Source organism: Aquibium pacificum (assembly GCF_040839445.1).
Lineage (GTDB): Bacteria > Pseudomonadota > Alphaproteobacteria > Rhizobiales > Rhizobiaceae > Aquibium > Aquibium pacificus.
Genome location: NZ_JBDPGJ010000004.1, coordinates 366,733 through 388,318 on the forward strand (window position 1 = coordinate 366,733; position 21,586 = coordinate 388,318).

Sequence of the window (21,586 nt, forward strand, 5' to 3'; positions counted from 1 at the left end):
GGGCTGCGGTGCTCAGAGGTTGCGCGACATCTTCGGATCGAATTCGTCGCGCACCGCGTCGCCCAGAAGGTTCGAGGCGAGAACCGTGAGGAGTATAGCGAGGCCGGGGAAGATGACGACCCACGGCGCCACGAGTGCCAGGGTGGTCGCCGACCCCGACATCATAAGCCCCCACGACGATTGTGGCTCCTGGATTCCGGCGCCGAGGTAATCCAGTGCCGCCTCCTGGACGATCACCAGGCCCAGATAGGCCGTCGCGATGACGAGCAGGGAGCCCAGTATGTTCGGCAGGATGTGACGGAAGATGATGCGCGAGTCGGTGCATCCCGTGGCGCGTGCTGCCTCGATGAAGGTCGTGTGCCTGAGCGACAGCGTGCCGGCTCTCGCAATGCGCGCGGTGCGCGGGATGATGGGAATGCCCAGCGCGATGATTACGTTGATCGTCGAGGGTCCGAGCACGGCGCTGATGGCCAGCGCCAGGAGCAGGAGCGGGAATGCCAGCAGTGCATCCATGATGCGCTGGCTGACAGCGTCGAACCAGCCCCCGAAATAGCCTCCCAGGATGCCCACGGCGGTGCCGAGCACAACTCCGAGCATGCTGGAGCCGAAACCGATGATGAGCGAGGTACGTGCGCCGTAGAGCAGGCGGGAGAGCGTGTCGCGCCCGAAAGCATCGGTACCGAGCAGATATTTGGCGCTCGGCGGGTGATAGAGCGCTGTAGAATCGCCGACCGTGGGATCGTAGGGCGCAAGCCAGGGCGCGAAGACCCCGCCGAACGTCATGATCGCCAGCACCACGGCACCGAAGGTCCCCAGCGGGTGGCGTCGCATCAAGGTGCGCACCTTTTCCAGGGTTCCCCGCTCGGCCGCGAGGCGGGTCGTGGACGCGGACTGTGCTGCGGGCTGCATCGTCATGCCGCTCATTTCGACCTGCCTGCGAGCCGAACGCGCGGGTCGAGCCAGCCATAGGTGAAGTCGACGAGGATATTGCCCACCACCACGATGCTGGCCAGAATCAGGACGATCGCCTGGAGTGCCGGATAGTCGCGGTTGGCTATCGACGTGACGACATACTGGCCGAGGCCGGGCACATTGAACACCGTCTCGGTCACTATCAGCGCGCCGAACAGGGCGGCGAATTCGAAGCCGATCAGGGTCACGAGCGGCAGCAGGCCGTTTCGAAGCCCGTGGCGGAAGATGACGTTGGCTTCAGACAGACCCTTTGAGCGCGCCGTGCGAATGTAGTCCTCGTTCAGCACATCGAGCATGATCGAACGCGTCATGCGGGCGATCAGGCTCACCTGACGCAGGCCGACCGCAAGCGCCGGCCAGATCGTCTGCGCGATGCTGGCGGCCGGGTCCGACCAGAACGGCTCCCAGAACAGCGGTGCGCTCCAGTTGAAGACCGTGACCAGCGCGAGGATGATCAGGATGCCCACCCAGAAGGACGGGGCTGCCAGTGCGAGCACGCATATCGTCTGCAGCAGCCGGTCGCCCCACGAACCGACATAGCGCGCCGCCATCACGCCGGCCGGCACGCCCAGGACGACCGCGATGACCATGGCCATGAGAACGATCTGAAGCGTGAACGGGAACCGTTGTGCGATGTCCTGCAGCACGGGATTGCCCGTGCGCAGGGACGTTCCGAGGTCATACGCGGCGACATCGCCGAGCCAGATGAAGAATTGCACCGGGATCGGCAGGTTCAAGCCCAGCCGTTCGCGCACCAGTTCGAGATCTTCCGCGCTCCCCGCGACGGAGTCGCCCCCGGAGAGGATGATCGCCGCATCGCCCGGAATGATCCGGACGATGACGAAGACGATCGCTGCAACCAGGAGCAGGGTCACCAATCCTGAGAGAAGCCGAAAGAGTCCGTATCTGAGCATCGAACGGGGCTGGCTCCGCCTAGCTTTCAAGCCAGACCTTATCCATCTGCATGTTGCTGAAGCCATCGTTGGACGGCGTCCAACCCTTCAGCCGGTCGCTATGGGCGAACCCGAAGCCGACCCAGGCCATGTTGATGTGATAGTACGTCCCGAGGAAGGCGAGCTGCTGCTGCCGGATCAACTCCTTACGCTTCTCCGGATCGGCTTCGCCCGACTGGGCGCGGAACAGGGCGTCGATGGAATCGTCCTTCCACTTCCCGTAGTTGCGGTAACCGAAGCTCGTATATGCGTCGCCGAGGATGATGTCGGGCAGCGCACCGGCAACCGCGATGGAATGGACAAGGACTTCGAACTCGCCGGCGAGCTCGCGGGCAACGAAGGCACCCACGTCCATGATCTCCACGGATGCATCGAAGCCGATCGTGTTGAGCTGCGCGGCAACATTGATCGAGGAGTCGCGGAAGACGGGAAGGTCGCCGCGCGTCGGCAGCTTGAGTTGGTAGCCGGGCTCTACCCCCGCCTCCTTCAGGAGTTCGCGTGCGCGGGCCCTGTTCGCCTCGATGTCGCCGCCGAGTCCCGGGATGGTGTCGTAGCCGGAAAACTGCTTCACCTCTTCTTCGGTCAACGCATAGGGGCTGCCTGGCGGCAACAGGCCGAGGCTGTGGAAGTTCGCGCCGGACAACGGACCGACCGTGTTGATGAACGCCGTGCGGTCGATCGCGAGCGACAGCGCCTCGCGGACCCTCGGGTCATCGAACGGCTTCTTGAGCACGTTTGATATCAGGTTGACGAAGGTCGGCGTGAGCGCATCGCCCACGACCAGCCCCTCTGCCTTCTTCAGGTCGCTGATGACCGCCTGGCTGGAGAAGAGGAAACAGGCATCGACGCGTTCGCCGCGGATGGCGACGCTACGCTCGATTTCGCCCGGTATCGGGAAGAACTGGATTCCGTCGAGGGCGGGCGCGCCGCCGAAGTAGTCCTCGTTGCGCACGAGTTCATAGAGCTGACCGTCAACCGCGCGGGCCAGCTTGAACGCGCCGGTGCCGACGATCTGCCGCTTCATGCCTACCCCCTCCGCATCGAGCGGCTCCGCGATGCGCTTCGGGTAGATGGCATTGAACGGGTTGCTTACCAGGAACGGGAAGTCCGCCTGCGGCTGCTTCAGCGTCACCTTCAACGTGTTGGCATCGGCGGCCTCGACCTCCGCGATATTGGAGAAGGTGTTCTTGCGCGGGCTATTGATCCCCGTGGGGGGATTCCGGATGCGGTTGATGCTGAATACGACGTCGTCGATCACAAGATCGCCGCCGTCGTGAAACTTCACGCCCGACTTGATCTTGTACGTAACGGTGAGCCCGTCTTCGGAGACTTCATAGCCTTCGGCGAGATCGGGGACGAGCTTGGTCGTGTCGCTCGGATCGATCCGCATCAGCGTCGAGTAGCATGGCGCGCAGATATGCTGTGTGAGGTAAGTGCCGGACTGGTGGACGTCGAAGTCAGGCGGGGTACCACCTATCGTCACGCGAAGCGTACCGCCCTTCTGCTGTGCGGACGCCCAGTCCACGGGCATCAGTGCCGACACCGCGACCGTTCCGCCGAGCCCCAGCAACACGCTCCTGCGAGTAGGAGTCAACCTGTCCATGCCATCCCATTTCATTGCTCAGACCTTTCCGGATCTATCTGGAGAAGCACTGCGTCACGTACTGCCTCGGGGCCGGTGATCCGAGCGTTTTTCTTCGGATCTGGACGGGATCGCCGATAAAGAGCGCTGCCGAGCCTCCTGCTTGTGAATTGCAGCAGAAGCGTAGCACCGTCATTCCGGGATGTAAATGAAACGTTTCATGATTCTTGCGCAGACCGCTGCCGGCGCGTCCTGCCATCCTTCATCCGGACCCAAAGCGGGCTTAGGATGGACTGGCTCGGTCTGCGTCATGGTACCTGCTGTGACGTGTCCGGCGCATTCGTTGACAGGCGAAGCCAGCCCCGAACTGGCCGCGGCGATCTCCTCCGTTGACGGATCGATGGACGAATTCAAGGCGGCCTTTGAAGGTGAGTTCCTTCCTGTCGAACGCCTCCAGTTTGTCGCGCGATCGGGACGCGCCAGAGCATTACGATCTCGCCGTCAAGCAACGACACGACCTCGGCGGCTGGTGTATGTCCATCCCGATAATGCACACGGCTCCCTCCATCGTTGGTCACGATAGGGAGCCAGCGGACATCACGACAAATACGGATCCGCGCTCGCAGCGCATCCGACCTGACGCCCAATCCAACCTTGGCACCGAAAACAACCTGCCGGACAACGTCTTCGTCGAGAGCCTGAACGGCCGCTTCCGGGACCGATGCCTCAACGACACGCTGTTCTCGACGCCGCCCGAAGCGCGTAGCGCCATCACCGCATGGAAGCAGGACAACAACCGTCGCCAACCGCACTCGGCCCTCGGCAATATGCCGCCGGCCGAGTTCGCAATGAAATCCACGCTGGAAAAACAGGCCGCATGAGGCCAGAATCCACCCATCCGCTTGAGGGGCGGCAGGGACGATGCCTCACCGAAGGCGCTTCACGAGGGAAGCGTCGGGGAAGCAGGTCTGCTTCAGGCCGTTCTGCGCCTGCCAGTCGCCGATCGACCGGCGGGTCTTGAAACCCGCGAGACCGTCGGCGCCGCCGACATCATGGCCGAGACTCTCGAGTCCGCGCTGAAGGGCGGCGACGTCCGATCGATCGAGCCCGCCGACCTTGTCCCATGAGCCGGAAAAGCCCTTGTCGCCATAGACGATGCGGTCGGCGGCGTGGCCGACGAAGAGAGCGTAGACATCACTTTCGTTGTAGTCCTTCAGCACGTAGAAGTTTGGCGTAACGAGAAAAGCCGGACCGTGACGGCCGGCCGGCATCATCAGGTATCCCTCGCCGCGCATTTCGTGCTCCGGGAAGGGCCTGCCGCTCACGCGCTCGATCCCCATCGCGGCCCACTCGGAGATCTTCCGCCCGCGATCCGGCCCTTCGAGTGCGCAAGAAACATTGGAAGGAACGGTCACCTCGAAGCCCCAGTCGCGGCCGGCCACCCAGCCGTGTGCCTTCAGGTAGCTGGCGATGGACGCGAGCGTGTCGGCCTCCGAGTTCCAGATGTCGGCGCGCCCGTCGCCATCGCCGTCGGCCGCGTATTTTAGATAGGATGTCGGCATGAACTGCGGCTGGCCGAGCGCGCCGGCCCATGACGACTTCATCGCCCGCGGCGAAATCTGCCCGCGCTCGGCCATGACCAGCGCCGCCAGCACCTCCTCGCGAAACATCTCCTTGCGAGTCGCCAGGAATGCCTTCGTACCGAGCACTTCGAAGGCGTCGTGCGGGATCTTCGCGTTGCCGAAGCCGGACTCCCGCCCCCAGATGGCGAGCACGATCCCGGCCGGCACACCGGTGCTCCGTTTGATCGCCGAGAGCGCCTCGCCGTATTGCGCGGCGCGGTTGCGCCCGCCTGCCGTGACGCCGCGCACCGTGTTCTCGGCGAAATAATTGCCGGGCGAACGGAATTCCGCCTGGTGCTGGGTCTTGGGCGTGGCGGGCAGCTCACCGGGAAGGACGAGGTCCGGCAGATCGAGGTTGGGCGTTATGCCGGCGAAAGCCGCATCGAAGGTCTTTCGCGAAACGCCGCTCGCCTTCGCGGATGGCCACAGGTCGGCGTCGAGCCAGGCGCGGAACTGTTGGTTTAGTGAGGCGGCCGAAGACGGCGTGTGCAGGCAGATCGACAGGGCAAGAGCCAGCGCGAGCAATTGCCAAAGACCGGGTCGTCGCATGATCTCCTCCTGTCTTGGGAAGCTAGAACGCCGTCCGCGACCTGAGCGCTGCCGACAGCGTCCCTTCGTCCAGATAATCCAGTTCGCCGCCGACCGGCACGCCGTGCGCGAGCCGCGTCACCTTCACGCCCATGCCCTCGAGCTGGTCGGTGATGTAGTGCGCGGTCGTCTGGCCTTCGACGGTGGCATTGACGGCAAGGATCAACTCGCTCACGCCCCCCGCCGCTATCCGGTTGACGAGGCCTCGAATGTTGAGGTCGTCCGGACCGATGCCGTCGAGCGGCGAGAGCGTGCCGCCGAGCACGTGGTAGCGCGCGTTCATAGCGCCGGCCCGTTCCAGCGCCCAGAGATCCGAGACGTCCTCGACCACGATGATGGTCGTGTCGTCGCGGCGCGGGTCGGTGCACATCGTGCAGGGATCGCTCGTGTCGACGTTGCCGCAGGTCGAGCAGATGCGAACCTTCTCGACAGCCTCGCCCATGGCGACCGCAAGCGGCTCCATCAGCTGCTCTTTCTTCTTGATGAGATGCAGCGCCGCGCGGCGGGCCGAGCGCGGCCCGAGCCCCGGCACCTTGGCAAGCAGCTGGATCAGGCGTTCGATCTCGGGGCCGGCGATTCGTTTCGACATGTCGCCTGTCTAGCGCAAAACAATGGCGAATGAACCGGCGCCGATGCTACTCGGCCGCCGCCTTCCGCTCGCCGACCGCCTTTCTGACCTCCGGCGCCACCCGGGTTCCGAACAGCTCGATCGCCTTCATCAGCTTCGCATGCGGCATGACGCCGATGGCCATCTGGATCAGGAAGCGCGTGTTGCCGAAGATCTCGTGGTTGGCGAGGATCTTGTCGGTGACTTCCGCCGGGCTGCCGACGAAGAGCGCGCCCTTCGGTCTGATCGAGGCGTCGAACTCGCGCCGGCCGCTCGGACCCCAGCCGCGCTCGCGCCCGATGCGGTTCATGACTTCCGTGACGGGCGGGTAGAAGGTGTCCGCCGCCTCCTGCGTGGTCTCGCCCACGAAGCCGTGCACGTTGATGCTGGTCGCGAGCTTGTCCGGGTCGTGGCCGAACTGCCGCGCCGCCTTGCGGTAGATGTCGAAGAAGGGCGCGAAGCGTGCCGGTTCGCCGCCGATGATCGCAAGCGCCAGCGGCAGCCCGTACATGCCCGCACGCGCCGCCGACTGCGGGGTTCCGCCGATCGCGATCCAAAGCGGCAGCGGGTCCTGGACGGGGCGCGGATAGACGCCGCGCGCTTCGATCCTGGGCGTGTGCTTGCCGCCGGGCCAGGTGATCTTCTCGCCTTCGCGCAGCTTGATCAGGAGCTCGAGTTTCTCGGCGAAGAGGGTGTCGTAGTCTTCCAGTTCATAGCCGAACAGCGGGAAGGATTCGATGAAGGAGCCGCGGCCGGCCATGATCTCGGCACGGCCATGCGAGATGAGGTCGATCGTCGCATATTGCTGGAAGACGCGGACGGGATCCTCGGAGGAAAGGACGGTGACCGCGCTCGAAAGCCGAATGTCCTTTGTCCGCGCCGCGGCCGCCGCGAGCACTGTCGCGGGCGAGGAGACGGCGTAGTCCGGGCGATGGTGTTCGCCGAGCGCGAAGACGTCGAGCCCGAGCTGGTCGGCGAGTTCGATCTCCTCGAGCAGGTTCTTGAGACGCTGTTCCGCGCCCGCCGTCTCGCCGGATACCGGATCGATGCCGACATCGGCGAACGTGTAGAGACCGAGTTCCATGAGTTGCGCTCCGTTTCGAACCTGAGATAGTCGCCTTGCGCCGAGGCTGCGAGTGCCTTGCGGTGAACAGTGCATTTCCCGCGCGCGGCCTTCATCGCTTAACCCCTCATATACCACCACCGGCTAACGTGGCGGAAAGAGCGGCGGCGCCAATGCCGTCTCCACGTTCGAGAGGGCGTCACGTCGCCGATGGCCGCATCCGGTAATTCGCTGAGCCGAATGAGGGGAGCATTCGCGCAGAGCCTGCGCGTTCGAGTGCTCGTCCTTACGCTCGGTGCATTCGTCGCCGTCGGCATACCCGGCCTCGCCGCGTTCTCCTGGATCGTCGGATCGACGACCGAGAAGCTCTCCACACTGTTCGCCGAGCGGCAGATCCTCTACGACCGGTATCGCGGGTTGGGGCCGCTGGCGCGCGAGGTGGCACTCGCCGAGACGCTCGCGCGATCGCCGGCCATCATCGCATGGGCCAAGGACGAGACCTCGCCCGCCAGGACGGCGCGCGGCATTGACGAACTGGAGCATTTCCGTACGTCCTTCCGCGACGGAAGCTACTTCCTCGCGATGGCCGGTTCCGGCGATTACTACTACAACGACGCGATCTCCAGGTTCGACCGGGCGCAGCTGCGCTATCGCCTGTTGCCGGGCAACGACAAGGATGCGTGGTTCTACCAGACCCTCGCGATGGGACCGGGCTGCCGGCTCAACGTGAACAACGACCGGGCGCTCAAGGTCACGAACGTCTGGATCAACTGCGTCGTCTCCGCGGATGGCAAGCCGCTCGCCGTGCTGGGGACAGGCATAAACCTGACGAGTTTCATCGACGAGATCGTCACCACCGACCAGCCGGGGGTCGAGAGCATCTTCGTGGATGCGAGCGGCGCGGTCCAGGCGACCCGGGAGGAGAGCCGCATCGACTTCGCCAGCCTGACCAAGCAGGCCGCCGACCGCAAGACGGTGTTCAACATGCTCGACGACACGCAGAGCAAGGCGAAGCTCGGCGACATGATGGCGAACCTTCTCGACGGCAGGACGCAGGCTGCGTCGGGCTTCCTGATGGTCGGCGGAAAGAAGGTACTGGTCGGCGTCGGCTATCTCGACAGGCTCGACTGGTTCAATGTGACACTGATGGATGTCGACGCGATCGTCGGCAAGCACATGTTCGCGCCGATCGGGGGTCTCATCGCCCTCTTGATGCTGGCCGCCGCTGGGCTGATCACCTTCCTGTTCAAGCGCAGCGTGCTCGATCGTCTCGCCCTTGCCGAAACGTCGCTGGAGCGCATCGAGAGCGGCGATTTCCCGCCCGCGATCAAGGCCGGCCATCGCGATGAGATCGGCCGCCTGACCCACGCCTTGAACCGCATGGCCTCGGCCGTGCGCGACAACACCAACAAGCTGGAAGACACGGTTCGCCAGCGCACCGAGCAGCTCGAGCGCATGGCCTATCTCGATCCGATGACGGGGATAGCCAACCGCCGCGGCTTCGCCGACGCCTTCGCCGACGAGCACCGGCGCGCGCGGGCGGCCGGCGGCGCGGTCGGCATTCTCCTCCTGGACGTGGACCTCTTCAAGTCGATCAACGACACGCGCGGGCACCAGGCCGGCGACGAGGTGATCATCGAAGTGGCGCGGCGCATCTCCGCGGCCGGCGGCGAGGACGAAATCTGCGCCCGCTGGGGCGGCGACGAGTTCGTCGTGCTCGTCCGCGGCTGTTCGCCCGAAACCATCGCAGCCACCGGCCGCAGGATTCTCGACGCGGTGCGCTCGCGGGCCGTCAGTCTCTCCGACGGGGCAGGCGTCCGGATCACCACCAGCATCGGCGCGCACGTCGCCGACGACGACGACACGCTGTCGTCGGCCGCGGCCAAGGCGGACGTGGCGCTCTACGAAGCCAAGCGTGCCGGCCGCAACCGGGTGATCCTGTTCGACCGGGAACGGCACGGCCGCGACGGCCAGATAAAGGTAGCCTGACAGGTCACTCCTCGTCCTCCACCACGCGCAGCCTGAGGCTTCCCGGGCGCGCGCCGAGCAGGCCGCTCGTGGCCTCGGCCCTTTCCACCGTCGCGGGGTCGCGCTCCGGCGCCTGGACCTGCCCGAACTCGAGCGCCTCGATCTTCTGGCCGCGTTTCGTTACCTTCTCGGTCGAGGTCAGGATCTGGTCGATGTCCCTCTGGGTCAGCGCGAAATGGCCCTGCAGCTTGCGCACGCGTTCGTCGAGGCGGCTGACGTCCTCCATCAGCCGGATCACCTCGCCCTGGATCAGGTGCGCCTGCTCGCGCATGCGGGCGTCCTTCAGCACGGCCTGGATCACCTGGATGGAGAGCATCAGAAGCGACGGCGAGACGATGACGATGCGCGCGCGGTGCGCCCGCTGGACCACCGCCTCGAAATTCTCGTGGATCTCGGCGAAGATCGATTCCGACGGCACGAACATGAAGGCCGTCTCCTGCGTCTCCCCGTTGATCAGGTATTTTTCGGAGATCGCCTTGATGTGCACCTCGATATCGCGGCGGAAGGCCTGAGCCGCCGCCTTCTGTGCGTCCGGCATGTCGGATTCGGCCGCCGCGCGGATCGCGTTCCACGCCTCCAGCGGGAACTTGGCGTCGATCACCAGCGAGGGAGAACCGTTCGGCATGCGCACCAGGCAGTCCGGCCGGTTGCCGTTAGACAGCGTCGCCTGGAACTCGTAGGCGCCGTGCGGCAGCCCGTCGGCCACGATCGCTTCCATGCGCGATTGCCCGAAGGCGCCGCGCGTCTGTTTGTTGGAGAGGATCTGCTGCAGCTGCACCACCTGGCCCGCCAGCGACTGGATGTTGTTCTGCGCCGTGTCGATGATGGCGAGCCGCTCCTGCAGCTTCGTCAGGCTCTCGTGCGTCGATTTGGTCTGCTCGCTCATCGTGTGGCCGATGCGCCCCGTCATCGCGTCGAGGCGCTCGGAAATCGCCTTGTTGAGCTCGTTCTGCCGCGAGCCGAACACCTCGGCGATCGTCGCCATGCGCCCCTGCATCTCCGACTGCGCGCGCGTGATCTCGGCCATCCGGGCCTCCGCCGCGCGCGCCGCCGCCGCGGCATCATCCGCCGCCCGCGCCTGCGCCCTGGCCGAGCGCCACAGCGCCGTGGCCAGCGCGACGATCAGGACAAGGAGCAGGCCACCCGCCGCCACGAGGACATGGCCGAGCGTGACGGTCGTGGCGCCGAGCTGGCCGACCGGCTGCGAAAGGACGGAGAGGAGATCGTTCATCGCGGGAGTCTACGCGATTCGACTCGCACCCAGAAGATCAAAACAGGAACGCGGCCAATCTGCGCGGTTGACGGCCTGTCGCCCACGAATTACGTGACAGCCATGCCGGTCAAGCCTCTCGTCATCCTTCCCGATCCCGTCCTGCGCCAGGTGTCGAAGCCGGTGGAGCGCGTCGATACCGAGGTGAGGAAACTCGCCGGCGACATGCTGGACACTATGTACGATGCACCCGGCATCGGACTTGCCGCGATCCAGGTCGGGCTGCCGCTCCGGATGCTGGTCATCGATCTGTCGCACGAGGACGAGCCGCGCGCGCCGCAGATCTTCATCAATCCGGAGATTTTGTCCTCGTCCGACGAGCGCAACGTGCACGAGGAGGGCTGCCTTTCCATCCCGGATTATTACGCCGAGGTCGAACGCCCCGCCGCGATCCGTGTCGGGTTTATCGATGCCGAAGGCGAACGGCGCGAGATCGACGCGGAAGGGCTGCTGGCCACCTGCCTGCAGCATGAGGTCGATCATCTCAATGGCGTGCTTTTCATCGACCACATCTCTCGGCTGAAGCGCGACATGGTGGTCAAGAAGTTCAGGAAGCTCGCCCGGGACAAGGCGCCGAACCGGCTGGTGGGGTAGGACTGCTGCCGATTGGGGTCGTTTGCTCGGCATTCCGTGGTCTGATATCATTGATATCAAACCTTGGAGGTGCCGATGGGCGACCTTTTGATCCGAAATGTTCCCGAGCCGATGAAGCTGGCGATCGAGCGTGCCGCCCGGCGCGACGGGCGAAGTCTTTCGGCCACGGCGATCGATCTGCTGCAGAAATCGCTGGCTGACAGCGCTGCCGAGCAGGAGCGGCCGGTTTCTGCATGGAGCGAACTGAGGTCCCTGCTCCAGGAAGGAAGCGAGGACGAGGCGGAGGAATTTGCCAGGATCATGGAAGAGATCGAGGCGGCGCGAAAGAACGATTTCGGGAGACCTCTTCCGGAATTCGACGAATGATCCTGCTCGACACGAACGTTCTGTCGGAGTTGCAGAAGCCGAAGCCGGACCGAAATGTGGAAAGCTGGTCCACCTCGGTGGCTGCACGGGAGATGCGGCTATGCGGACCGGTGGTCATGGAGCAAGCATACGGCGCCGAGCTTTTCTGGGTGAAGACCGGTTCGACCCGCTATCGCGAGATCCTGCAGCGGACATTGCGCGCGTTTTCGGACCGTGTTCTTGCATTCGATGGTGACGCGCCGGTACTGGCCGGACGGATTCGGGCATCCCGGGATCGCATGGATCGGCCGATCAGCATCGGCGACGCCATGATCGCGGCGATCTGCCTGGTTCATGGCGCGACGCTGGCCACTCGCAACGTCCGCGATTTCGACGGGCTTGACCTCGCTGTCGTAAACCCGTTTGAAGCGGGGGAATGAGCGCGCGGGACCGCGTCCTCGCAAACTCGCCTGACGGGATTTCGCAGCACGGCCATGCCTCTCCGCATCGTCTTCATGGGCACGCCCGAATTTTCGGTGCCTACCTTGCGCGCCATCGCGCAGGCGGGGCACGAGGTCGCGGCCGTCTATACCCAGCCGCCGCGGGCCGCCGGGCGCCGCGGGCTGGAACTGACGAAGTCGCCCGTCCATCGCGCGGCGGAAGACCTCGGGCTGGAGGTCAGGACGCCGGCCTCGCTCAGATCTGCTGACGAGCAGCATGCCTTCCGGGCCCTTGGCGCGGACGTCGCGGTTGTGGTCGCATACGGACTGCTCTTGCCCAGGCCGGTCCTCGAAGGCACCCGGCTGGGCTGCTACAATGGTCATGCGTCGGCCCTCCCGCGTTGGCGCGGCGCAGCGCCCATCCAAAGGGCGATCATGGCGGGAGACCGCGAGACGGCGATGATGATCATGAAGATGGAGGAAGGCCTCGACACCGGCCCGGTGGCGCTGTCGCGAACGGTCCCGATCGGCATCGACATGACGGCCGGCGAACTGCACGACATGATGATGGCCGAAGGCGCGTCGCTCATGGTGCAGGCGCTCGCCGCCCTCGAAGCGGGAAACCTGACGCTGACGCCTCAGGCGGAGGAAGGCGTCACCTATGCCCGCAAGATCGACAAGGCGGAGACGCGCGTCGACTGGAACCGGCCGGCCCGGGAGGTGCACGACCACGTCCGCGGGCTGTCGCCCTTTCCCGGCGCCTGGTGCGAACTGGACGCCGCGGGCAGATCCGAACGGCTGAAGCTCTTGCGCACCACCATGGTCGCCGGCAGCGGCGCACCCGGCGAGGTGCTGGACGATAGTCTGGCCGTTGCCTGCGGAACGGGCGCGGTCAGGCTCCTTGAAGTGCAGCGCGCCGGCGCGAAGGCCATGGAGGCAGCGCAGTTCCTGCGCGGGGTAAAACTGGTCCCCGGAGACCGGCTGTCGTGAGCGCCTTCATCATCCGCCCGGCGGAACCGAAGGATCGCGCCGCGATCCGCGCTGTGGAAGAGCGTGCCTTCGGGCAGGCCGACGAGGCCGATCTCGTCGAACGCCTCGTCGCCGACGGCGACGTCGTGCTGGAACTCGTGGCCGAACGGGACGGCGACGTGCGCGGCCACGTCCTGTTTTCCCGACTCCGGGTCGTGCGCGAGGGGCGCGACTTACCAGCGGTGGCGCTCGCCCCGGTCGCGGTGGATCCCGATCACCAGCGGGAAGGGATCGGGACGGAACTCGTGCGGGAAGGCCATCTCCGCCTGATGGCGGAGCACGAGACGCTGAGCGTCGTGCTGGGCGATCCGACCTATTACGGCCGATTCGGCTATGCGCACGACCGGGCGGCGTGTTTCGAGAGCGCGTATCAGTGCGATGCCCTGCAGGCCATCGCCTTCGAACCCGATGCGCCCGCCGACGGACGCCTCGTCTATCCCCGCGCCTTCGGTGCGCTCTGATGCCGCGCTACCGGCTCGACATCGAGTACGACGGCACGCCCTATTCGGGCTGGCAGCGCCAGGCCGGCCAGCATTCCGTCCAGGCAGCCATCGAGCAGGCCGTCTTTGCCTTCTGCCGCGAGGAGATCACCTTGCGCGGCGCGGGGCGGACCGATGCCGGCGTCCATGCCACGGCGCAAGTCGCCCATTTCGATCTTGAGAAGGACTGGCCGGCCGACACGGTGCGCGACGCGGTCAACGCGCATCTGCAGCTTGCCGGCGAGCGGGTCTCCATCCTGATCGCGGACAAGGCCTTGCCGGACTTCGATTCGCGCTTCTGGGCCGTCGAGAGGCACTATCTCTACCGCATCGTCAACCGGCGCGCGCCGCTGGCGCTGGAGCGGAACAAGGCCTGGTGGGTTCCCCGTCCGCTCGACGACGCCGCCATGCACGAGGCGGCGCAAGTGCTGGTGGGTCGGCACGATTTCACCACATTCCGCTCGGTCCAGTGCCAGGCGCGGAGCCCGATACGCACGCTCGACCGGCTGGATGTTACCAGCAGCGGCGAACTGATCGAGATTCGCGCCTCGGCGCGGTCCTTCCTGCACAACCAGGTGCGCTCCATGGTCGGGACGCTGAAGCGGGTCGGGGAGGGCGCCTCGACCGCCGCCGACGTGAAGCGGGCGCTCGACGCGATGGACCGCAAGGCCTGTGGACCGGTCGCGCCGCCGCACGGGCTCTACCTCGTCCGCGTCGACTATCCGGAACTCTGAATCAGCCGGAGGGCCGATCCAGTCCGATCAGGTCCTGCATGCCGAACAGGACGAAAAGCGATGCCGCGACCATCGCCGCGAACACCCCCGTCGCCACAGCCGGTCCCTTGCCGATGGCGACGTTCGTCAGGCGCCAGGACAGAAACATCGTCGCCAGAAAGAGCAGGAGAGACAGAAGCGAGACACCGTCGACCTCGTCCGGCAGGAAGAGATGCAGCAATGCCGGCGGCAGCATGATCCACACGATGATGGCCGTCGCCCAGTTGCTCGCAACCACGTAGTGGACGTAGCGATCCCCGATCCCGACATGGCGCGCGATCAGTGCCAGGCCGACGAGCGGGAGGAGCCATGCCGCGAGATCGACGAGCGCGAGGCGCAGGATCAGCGAGAGACGTCCCGCGCCTTCAGGATCGAAGGCGACGATGTCGTTGGCGACGGAAACCCAGCCCAGGAACAAGGCGGGGAGGGCGATGACGATGGCGAAGAACGACGTCCAGAATCCGTCCGCCGAGAGGTCGAGCATGCGCAGGCCTTCGGTCCGGCCATTCATCATGCGCCAGGCTCCGGACAGGGAGGTGATGATCTCGTCGACGGAAGGCATGGAGGCTGATCTCAGGCCGTCTCGAACCAGTCGGCGAGAAAGCGTTCGTAGATTCGGGTGAGCATCTCCAGATCCTCTATGGACACGCATTCGTCCACCATGTGCATGGTCTGGCCCACCAGCCCGAACTCGACCACCGGACAGTAGTCCTTGATGAAGCGGGCATCCGAGGTTCCGCCGGAGGTCGAGAGTTCCGGCATCCGACCGGTGACGGCCTCCACTGACTTCGACAGCACGCCAATCAGCGTCTCGTCGCAAGTTAGGAAGACCTGGCTGGGGCGGTCGCGCCATTCGATCTCGAACCGGATCGGCTCTTCCCGATCGGGGCGCAGGATGGCGCGGGTGGAGGCTCGGTCGAGCCGGTTGTGGATCTCGGCCTGGATCGTCTCGGCGGTCCACGTGTCGTTGAAGCGGACGTTGAAGGACGCCGTCGCCTTCGCCGGGATGACGTTCGTCGCGGCATTGCCGACGTCGATCGACGTCACCTCCAGGTTCGTCGGCTGGAAGTCGGCCGTACCCGCGTCGAATGCCGGATGCATCAGCGCTTCCACCAGCGTCACGATCCCGCGCACGGGATTGTCGGCCAGATGCGGGTAGGCGGCATGTCCCTGCTTGCCGGTCACCACGATCGTTCCGGAGACGGAGCCCCGCCTGCCGATCTTGATCATGTCGCCCAGAGCGCCGGGATTCGTCGGCTCCCCGACGACGGCGGCGTCCCACGTCTCGCCCATCTTCGCGGCCCAGTCCAGCAGCTTGGCGGTCCCGTTGACCGCCGGGCCTTCCTCGTCGCCGGTGATCAGCAGCGACACGGAGCCTTTCGGGAGCCCGTTGCGTTCGATGTAGCGGGCGACGGCGGCAACGAAACAGGCGATGCCGCCCTTCATGTCGACCGCGCCACGGCCGTATATGAAGCCGTTTGAAACCTCCGCGCCGAACGGCGGGTGCCTCCAGGAGGCTTCGTCCCCGACCGGCACGACGTCTGTATGTCCAGCAAACATCAGGTGTGGCCCGTTGCCGGAAATCCGGGCATAGAGATTCTCGATGTCCGGCGTGCCGGGTTCGGAAAAGACCGGCCGATCGACGTGGAATCCGAGGGGCGCCAGGAATGTCTCCAGCGCCGCCAGCGCTCCACCCTCGGCCGGCGTCACCGAGGGACAGCGGATCAGCGTGGTCAGCACCGCAGCGGGATCAGTGGTCGGGTTCATCGTGGCAGCGATAGTCCAAAGCGGCTGCCCTGTCACCGTGCGCAAACGCGCACCCGGGCCGTCGGATCGGGAGGGCGGATGCGCAGGGGCCGCGCGGGGACGCCGCCCGCGAGCGACATTGCCGCCTAGCGCCGCCGCTCCGGGCGATGCGCTGAATGATCGATCAGCATGATCTTCTGCCAGATCTTGCGCGAGAGATTGGAGCCGAGTTCCTCGATGTCGTTGACCGCTTCGAGGACCACCGTGTCGTTGACGGATTGCGCGTAGAGGGCGGCGAGCTTGCCGGTGATGGAGAGCATCTCGGAGCAGTAATCCAGATACCGCGTCAGTTCCGCTGGACCGAGCGAACGATCGGGCGAACTCCGGGTCCGCTTGAAGCTCTCCGAAAGCGCTGCGGGGTCCTTCGTCAGCTGGTGCATGTCGATCACGTGGATCAGCGAACGGATGCCGTGCAGCTGCCGGAACACGCGTTTGCGTTTGATCCTCTCCTCGAGCGTGATCAGCGAGAACAGCCCGATACCGATCAGGAGCAGCGTGTTCAGCGAGGCCTCGAAGCCCTGCACCGATTCCAGCGCGTCGCTCGACATGCGGTCGAGCGGCACGATGGTGCCGACGAAGGCGAACATCGACGCGCCGGCGACGATCGCCGCCGCGATCAGCGCTCTCAGCCACCAGATCGGCCCTTCCAGATCGCGCGCACCTTTCGCGACGTCGCGCGACAGCGATACCAGTTCGCGCGCGACCCTGCTGATGCCCGAGGCCGCGAAACGCTCCTCCACGCGTCGGTCGAGAATTTCGGCGGTCTCGATGATCAGGGCTGGCGAAAGCGTCCGGTAGGGCATGCCGGCTACCGGGGGGCGTTGGTCTGGCTGCCGAACCGGTTCGGTCCCTTTGTGCCGGGCAGGAAGCACAGCACCAGGAACATCAGGATGTCGCCGACGACGAACAGGAGCGCCAGCCAGCCGGACCGGTTGATGTCGTGCAGGCGCTTGGCGCACATCGCCACGTGCGAGACGAGGGCGACGCCGATAACGATCAGGAAGATTCCGCCCCAGAACGACTGTGCCGCTTCATCGGTGGTCGCAATGATGCGGTAGACCGGATAGAGCCGCGCGACGTACAGGAGCAGGCCTCCGAGCGCGAAGGCCTGTCGGTCGATCCGGCCCTGGAAACCGAAGAAGAACCAGCTGATCTTGGATGCGTCAGGCAAGCGAAGCCGTCCCCCCGTCGCGATGGAAAGCGTCGAACGAGCCGAGTGGGCTTCGAGCTATGAGCAATATCAGTCCCTCAGCAACTCGTTGATCGAGGTCTTCGAGCGCGTCTTCTCGTCGACGCGCTTGACGATCACGGCGCAGTATAGGCTCGGACCGGGCTCGCCGTTGGGCAGCGCCTTGCCGGGCATGGTGCCGGCCACGACCACCGAATAGGGTGGAACCTCGCCGTACGATATCTCGCCTGTCTCTCGATCGACGATCTTGGTCGACTTGCCGATGAAGACGCCCATCCCGAGCACCGAGCCTTCGCGCACGATGCACCCCTCGACCACTTCGGAGCGGGCGCCGATGAAGCAATTGTCCTCGATGATGGTCGGTCCGGCCTGAATGGGCTCCAGCACCCCGCCGATGCCGACGCCGCCCGACAGGTGCACGTTCTTGCCGATCTGCGCACAGGATCCGACTGTCGCCCAGGTGTCCACCATGGTGCCGGTGTCCACATAGGCGCCGAGATTGACGAAGGACGGCATCAGGATCACGTTTGGCGCAATATAGGCCGAGCGCCGCACCACGCAGTTGGGAACCGCTCGGAAACCGGCTTTCTCGAATTCGTTCGCGCTCCAGCCGTCGAACTTCGAAGCAACCTTGTCCCACCAGACCGCATCGCCGGGACCGCCCTTGATGACCTCCATCGGATTCAGCCGGAAGGAGAGCATGACCGCCTTCTTCAGCCACTGGTTCACGTGCCAGTCGCCGTTTTCGCGCCGTTCCGCCACGCGCGCTTCTCCGTGATCGAGCAGGGTCAGCGCGGTCTCTACGGCTTCGCGAACCTCTCCGCGGGTGCTCGTGTTGACGCCGTCGCGCTCCTCGAATGCCTTCTCGATCGTCCTTTCGAGTGCGGCGAGGTCCTGAGTGGGCATGCGGGCGGCTCCGTTACACGTGCTGTTAAGAGGCAAGGCCATAGGCTGTCGGAAAGTCGCGCGGAACCTATTTGAAGCCTCATGAAGGGTCAATCGCGACGCGCCCGGGACAGGCGCAACGAAAAGGGGCCGGACAATACCCATGAATGAACGGAAAGAAGGCGGCTGGACGCCGCTTCCCCATTCGGACGAGGATCTGCAACGCGCCCGCAGCGTTCCGCACACGCCGCAGACGCAATCGCCCGCCTACCGGCTGGCGTGGGACGATGCCGACTTTCTCACGCAACGGGACCTGCGTCCCGTCAGGCTTCAGCTCGAATTGATGAAGCCGGAGATGATTCTCGCCGAACGCGGCATCCGCTCGACGGTGATCCTGTTCGGCGGCGCGCGTATTCCCGAACCCGGCGGCGAGGCCTGGGCGGCCAAGAACGAGGTTCAGCAGAAGAACCTCGAGGCCAACAGCAGGTACTACGAGGAGGCGCGCCAGTTCGCCCGGCTGTGCTCGGAGCACTCGGCGACCTCGCGCTATCGCGAGTTCGTGATCGTGACGGGAGGCGGCCCCGGCGTCATGGAGGCGGGAAACCGCGGGGCGGCGGATGTCGGGGCTCCCTCGATCGGGCTCAACATTGTGTTGCCGCACGAGCAGGCGCCGAACCCCTACGTCACGCCCGAACTCTGCTTCAACTTCCACTATTTCGCGATCCGTAAGATGCATTTCATCATGCGCGCCAAGGCGGTCGCGATCTTCCCCGGCGGTTTCGGGACCATGGACGAGTTCTTCGAGACGCTGACGCTGATCCAGACCGGGCGGATGGAGCGGGTGCCGGTCATCCTCTTCGGCAGGTCGTTCTGGGAGCGCGCGATCGACCTCGACTTCCTGGCCGAGCAGGGCACAATATCGCCCGGCGACCAGCACATCATCGACTATGCCGATACGGCGGACGAAGCCTGGGACTGCATCCGGCGCTTCTACGAGATTCCGTAGCCGGACCTTCGCCCGCCCGGTCCGCCCGGCTTAAGCGTTCCGCCGGTTGATCGTTCGCAGGAATTCGGCCAGATCGTCGGTGACGTAATCCACGTCGTCCGCGTCGTCGGGATTGCGCTCCCAGATTTCCGAGAACGTCGGCTCGAAGTTCTTTGGAACGATCAGAACCGTGGTCATGCCGAGCGCCTTGGGGACCGCGAGATTGCGGGCGAGGTCCTCGAACATGGCGGCCTGCGGGCCGGCAACCCGGTGCAGGGCGGAGAACTTGTCATAGGTTTCGCGCGCCGGCTTCGGCACCAGCCCGGCCGCGACGATGTCGAAGATGTCGTCGAAATGATCGAGGATGCCGAGCTGGCGCGCGGTGCGTTCGGCATGGTTGCGGTCGCCGTTGGTGAAGATGAACTTGCGCCCCGGCAGCTTCCTGATCTCCTCGCCGAGTTCCGGATGCGGTGCGACCCAGGAATAGTCGATGTCGTGCACCTTCTGGAGGAAGTCGTCGGGATCGATCCCGTGACGCTCCATAAGCCCGTTCAGAGTGGTTCCGTACTGGAGATAGAGTTCCTTCTGCAAGGCTCGGGCTTCGTCGCGGGGCAGTTGCAGGAGTTCCGACACGTAGGCCGTCATCTTCACGTCGATCTGCGAGAAGAGATTCGAGTGGTGAGGGTAGAGCGTGTTGTCGAGGTCGAACACCCAGTCGGTGATGCCTTCGAAACGCGCCGGATCGGGTTGATTCGTCATGCGGCATGTATCGCATGTTTTGTCCGGGAATGAACGGGCGCCACAGCTCCGTCGGCGCTTCGGGTGCGCCGCAACGATTTCTTAAGGATCGCCGGTATCGTCATTTTAACGTCCCGATGCGAGGGTACTTCCGTTGGGGAAGTTGAATGCGCTCGATCGTCGTCAAATCAGGACTGGTTGCCTTTGTTTCGGCGGTCGCATCGCTGATCCTGGCGGCTGTCGTGCTGAAGACACAGGGAATGGCCTTCGACCGTTCCGCGCTGATGATCAGCACCCTCTGCCCCTTGCTGATCGCGTGGCCGGCCAGTGCCCGCGGCTTCCTGCAGCACCACAGGATAGAAGTCGCCCACGAGGAGGTGGCGCGTTCCCGCGACGAACTCGCCCGGGCCCATGCCGAACTGGCCGAGGCGCATGCCCAGCTGGCCGAGCGCGCCAGCCGCGACGCCATGACCGGTCTGCTCAACCGCGAGAACTTCCTGAAAGCCGTCGAGTCGGCGAGCGCGCGGCGTGGCTCCGGTGTGCTGCTGATCATCGACGCCGACCACTTCAAGTCCATCAACGACACGCATGGCCACGCGGCGGGCGACGCCGCCCTGGTCGAGATCGCCAGGGCCATCAAGTGCAAGGCCGGCGCCGAGAGCATCTCGGGACGGATCGGCGGCGAGGAATTCGCTGTCTATCTTCCTGCTTTCGACACGTCGGCTGCGTTCTCCACCGCCGAGGCAATACGCCGCGAGGTTGCAGCGACGCGGATGGCGGCACCCGGCGGTTCGACCCTGGAGGTCAGCGTCAGCATCGGCGGCGCCGAACTTTGTCACGACGTCACGGTCGCACAGGCCCTCCGGATTGCCGACCATCGTCTTTATAAGGCAAAGCGCGCGGGCCGGGACAGGATCGTGCTCCCGGAACCGCAAGTTTCGTCTGCAGCATAGCTGATTTTCACGGACGAGCCCGAGCATCCGGCGCCGGAGACGCTTGACATTTGGGGATCAATCAATCAATTGATTGAGAATGCTCGAAGCGCCCGAAGAGACCCCGCGTCAGGACAACAGGAAGCAGGACATCGCGGACGCCGCGCGGTCCCTCATCGCGGAGCGCGGCTTCGAGGGTTTGCGCACGCGCGACATAGCCGACCGTGTCGGCATCAACATCGCGACCCTGCACTACCACATACCGACGAAGCAGGACCTGGTCCGGCTGGTGGCGGAATCGTTGCGCACCGACTTCGTGCGGCAGCATCAGCGCCGTCCGCGCCAGGGCCTGTCGCCGGTGGATCGCCTGCGCCAGGAGTTCGCGGATTTCCGCGAAAATCTGGAATCGAACATCGACCTGTTCACCGTGATGGCGGAACTGGGCGAGCGTGCCCGCCGCGATCCCGAGGTGCGGGCGGAACTTGAGCCAATGCGGGCATATTGGCATGCCCAGATCGCGGATTTCCTGAAAGCCGGTCGCGACAACGGCAGCTTCCGCGGCGATCTGGACCCGCAGGCCGCCGCATCGATCGTCATCGGCACGCTGACGGGTTCGCGACGCCAGTCCGATCCGTCGCTTGAGCATTTCGACGCCATCTGCGCGGAACTCCTCCGCTGCTTCCAGAACCCCTAGACGAGGCTGCCC

24 protein-coding genes are annotated in these 21,586 nt (G+C 65.1%); 11 read left to right on the forward strand and 13 right to left on the reverse strand.

Annotated elements, in window-relative coordinates:
• Positions 1-12: 12 nt before the first annotated feature.
• The 3 genes from ABGN05_RS18275 to ABGN05_RS18285 are packed head-to-tail and all read right to left on the reverse strand — an operon-like array spanning position 13 to position 3,528.
• Positions 13-924, reverse strand: coding sequence for an ABC transporter permease (locus ABGN05_RS18275; protein ID WP_367955475.1), 912 nt, complete (start codon positions 922-924; stop codon positions 13-15).
• Positions 921-1,886: an ABC transporter permease gene (locus ABGN05_RS18280; protein ID WP_367955476.1), complete on the reverse strand. Its 966-nt coding sequence runs from the start codon at positions 1,884-1,886 to the stop codon at positions 921-923. The genes ABGN05_RS18275 and ABGN05_RS18280 overlap by 4 nt, the downstream gene beginning before the upstream one ends.
• A 19-nt stretch (positions 1,887-1,905) precedes the next feature.
• Entirely contained in the window at positions 1,906-3,528 is a 1,623-nt protein-coding gene (locus ABGN05_RS18285) for an ABC transporter substrate-binding protein (RefSeq protein ID WP_367955477.1), read from the reverse strand.
• Positions 3,529-3,935: 407 nt separating this feature from the next.
• On the opposite strand from ABGN05_RS18285, the gene ABGN05_RS18290 reads away from it, so the two are divergent.
• Positions 3,936-4,388: an integrase core domain-containing protein gene (locus tag ABGN05_RS18290; RefSeq protein ID WP_367955478.1), complete on the forward strand. Its 453-nt coding sequence runs from the start codon at positions 3,936-3,938 to the stop codon at positions 4,386-4,388.
• 45 nt (positions 4,389-4,433) lie between these two features.
• On the opposite strand, the gene ABGN05_RS18295 is transcribed toward ABGN05_RS18290, so the two are convergent.
• Genes ABGN05_RS18295 through ABGN05_RS18305 form a run of 3 tightly spaced genes read right to left on the reverse strand, consistent with a single transcriptional unit; the run spans position 4,434 to position 7,408 of the window.
• Positions 4,434-5,678 carry a lytic murein transglycosylase gene (locus tag ABGN05_RS18295; RefSeq protein WP_367955479.1) on the reverse strand — a complete coding sequence of 415 codons (1,245 nt, stop codon included), beginning with the start codon at positions 5,676-5,678 and terminating at the stop codon, positions 4,434-4,436.
• Between the two features lie 22 nt (positions 5,679-5,700).
• Positions 5,701-6,306 (reverse strand): recombination mediator RecR, encoded by a 606-nt coding sequence (gene recR, locus ABGN05_RS18300; protein WP_367955480.1) that lies wholly within the window; start codon positions 6,304-6,306, stop codon positions 5,701-5,703.
• Positions 6,307-6,352: 46 nt separating this feature from the next.
• Positions 6,353-7,408 (reverse strand): LLM class flavin-dependent oxidoreductase, encoded by a 1,056-nt coding sequence (locus ABGN05_RS18305; RefSeq protein ID WP_367955481.1) that lies wholly within the window; start codon positions 7,406-7,408, stop codon positions 6,353-6,355.
• A 219-nt stretch (positions 7,409-7,627) separates the two neighbouring features.
• Between ABGN05_RS18305 and ABGN05_RS18310 the strand changes: the two genes are divergently transcribed.
• Positions 7,628-9,376, forward strand: a complete 1,749-nt coding sequence (locus ABGN05_RS18310; RefSeq protein WP_367955482.1) for a diguanylate cyclase — start codon at positions 7,628-7,630, stop codon at positions 9,374-9,376.
• Between the two features lie 4 nt (positions 9,377-9,380).
• Here ABGN05_RS18310 and ABGN05_RS18315 read toward each other — a convergent pair whose 3' ends face one another.
• Positions 9,381-10,646, reverse strand: coding sequence for a DNA recombination protein RmuC (locus ABGN05_RS18315; protein ID WP_367955483.1), 1,266 nt, complete (start codon positions 10,644-10,646; stop codon positions 9,381-9,383).
• A gap of 102 nt (positions 10,647-10,748) precedes the next feature.
• Here ABGN05_RS18315 and def point away from each other — a divergent pair, with 102 nt between their 5' ends.
• From def to truA, 6 genes are all read left to right on the forward strand, one after another.
• Positions 10,749-11,279 carry a peptide deformylase gene (def, locus tag ABGN05_RS18320; protein ID WP_367955484.1) on the forward strand — a complete coding sequence of 177 codons (531 nt, stop codon included), beginning with the start codon at positions 10,749-10,751 and terminating at the stop codon, positions 11,277-11,279.
• Positions 11,280-11,354: 75 nt separating this feature from the next.
• A complete protein-coding gene (locus tag ABGN05_RS18325; RefSeq protein WP_367955485.1) occupies positions 11,355-11,645 on the forward strand; it encodes a plasmid stabilization protein in 291 nt (96 codons plus the stop codon).
• A complete protein-coding gene (locus ABGN05_RS18330; protein WP_367955486.1) occupies positions 11,642-12,064 on the forward strand; it encodes a type II toxin-antitoxin system VapC family toxin in 423 nt (140 codons plus the stop codon). The genes ABGN05_RS18325 and ABGN05_RS18330 overlap by 4 nt, the downstream gene beginning before the upstream one ends.
• A gap of 54 nt (positions 12,065-12,118) precedes the next feature.
• On the forward strand, positions 12,119-13,054 hold the full coding sequence (gene fmt, locus ABGN05_RS18335) for a methionyl-tRNA formyltransferase (RefSeq protein WP_367955487.1): 936 nt from the start codon (positions 12,119-12,121) through the stop codon (positions 13,052-13,054).
• On the forward strand, positions 13,051-13,554 hold the full coding sequence (locus tag ABGN05_RS18340) for a GNAT family N-acetyltransferase (protein ID WP_367955488.1): 504 nt from the start codon (positions 13,051-13,053) through the stop codon (positions 13,552-13,554). Before fmt ends, ABGN05_RS18340 begins: the two co-directional genes overlap by 4 nt.
• Positions 13,554-14,306 (forward strand): tRNA pseudouridine(38-40) synthase TruA, encoded by a 753-nt coding sequence (gene truA / locus ABGN05_RS18345; RefSeq protein ID WP_367955489.1) that lies wholly within the window; start codon positions 13,554-13,556, stop codon positions 14,304-14,306. The genes ABGN05_RS18340 and truA overlap by 1 nt, the downstream gene beginning before the upstream one ends.
• Before the next feature lies 1 nt (position 14,307).
• Here truA and ABGN05_RS18350 read toward each other — a convergent pair whose 3' ends face one another.
• The 5 genes from ABGN05_RS18350 to dapD form a co-directional block, all read right to left on the reverse strand.
• Positions 14,308-14,907 carry a transporter gene (locus ABGN05_RS18350; RefSeq protein ID WP_367955490.1) on the reverse strand — a complete coding sequence of 200 codons (600 nt, stop codon included), beginning with the start codon at positions 14,905-14,907 and terminating at the stop codon, positions 14,308-14,310.
• Between the two features lie 11 nt (positions 14,908-14,918).
• Positions 14,919-16,112 (reverse strand): succinyl-diaminopimelate desuccinylase, encoded by a 1,194-nt coding sequence (gene dapE, locus ABGN05_RS18355; RefSeq protein WP_367955491.1) that lies wholly within the window; start codon positions 16,110-16,112, stop codon positions 14,919-14,921.
• A 125-nt stretch (positions 16,113-16,237) separates the two neighbouring features.
• On the reverse strand, positions 16,238-16,954 hold the full coding sequence (locus ABGN05_RS18360) for a hypothetical protein (RefSeq protein ID WP_367955492.1): 717 nt from the start codon (positions 16,952-16,954) through the stop codon (positions 16,238-16,240).
• A 5-nt stretch (positions 16,955-16,959) separates the two neighbouring features.
• On the reverse strand, positions 16,960-17,322 hold the full coding sequence (locus tag ABGN05_RS18365) for a DUF805 domain-containing protein (protein WP_367955493.1): 363 nt from the start codon (positions 17,320-17,322) through the stop codon (positions 16,960-16,962).
• A 69-nt stretch (positions 17,323-17,391) separates the two neighbouring features.
• Positions 17,392-18,246, reverse strand: a complete 855-nt coding sequence (dapD, locus tag ABGN05_RS18370) for a 2,3,4,5-tetrahydropyridine-2,6-dicarboxylate N-succinyltransferase (RefSeq protein ID WP_367955494.1) — start codon at positions 18,244-18,246, stop codon at positions 17,392-17,394.
• A 142-nt stretch (positions 18,247-18,388) separates the two neighbouring features.
• On the opposite strand from dapD, the gene ABGN05_RS18375 reads away from it, so the two are divergent.
• Positions 18,389-19,231: an LOG family protein gene (locus ABGN05_RS18375; RefSeq protein WP_367955495.1), complete on the forward strand. Its 843-nt coding sequence runs from the start codon at positions 18,389-18,391 to the stop codon at positions 19,229-19,231.
• Positions 19,232-19,261: 30 nt separating this feature from the next.
• Here the strand turns inward: ABGN05_RS18375 and ABGN05_RS18380 are convergent, their stop codons facing one another.
• Positions 19,262-19,969 carry a pyrimidine 5'-nucleotidase gene (locus ABGN05_RS18380; RefSeq protein WP_367955496.1) on the reverse strand — a complete coding sequence of 236 codons (708 nt, stop codon included), beginning with the start codon at positions 19,967-19,969 and terminating at the stop codon, positions 19,262-19,264.
• A gap of 146 nt (positions 19,970-20,115) precedes the next feature.
• On the opposite strand from ABGN05_RS18380, the gene ABGN05_RS18385 reads away from it, so the two are divergent.
• Positions 20,116-20,901 carry a GGDEF domain-containing protein gene (locus ABGN05_RS18385; RefSeq protein ID WP_367955497.1) on the forward strand — a complete coding sequence of 262 codons (786 nt, stop codon included), beginning with the start codon at positions 20,116-20,118 and terminating at the stop codon, positions 20,899-20,901.
• A gap of 79 nt (positions 20,902-20,980) precedes the next feature.
• Positions 20,981-21,574, forward strand: coding sequence for a TetR/AcrR family transcriptional regulator (locus ABGN05_RS18390; RefSeq protein ID WP_367955498.1), 594 nt, complete (start codon positions 20,981-20,983; stop codon positions 21,572-21,574).
• Positions 21,575-21,586 lie beyond the last annotated feature (12 nt).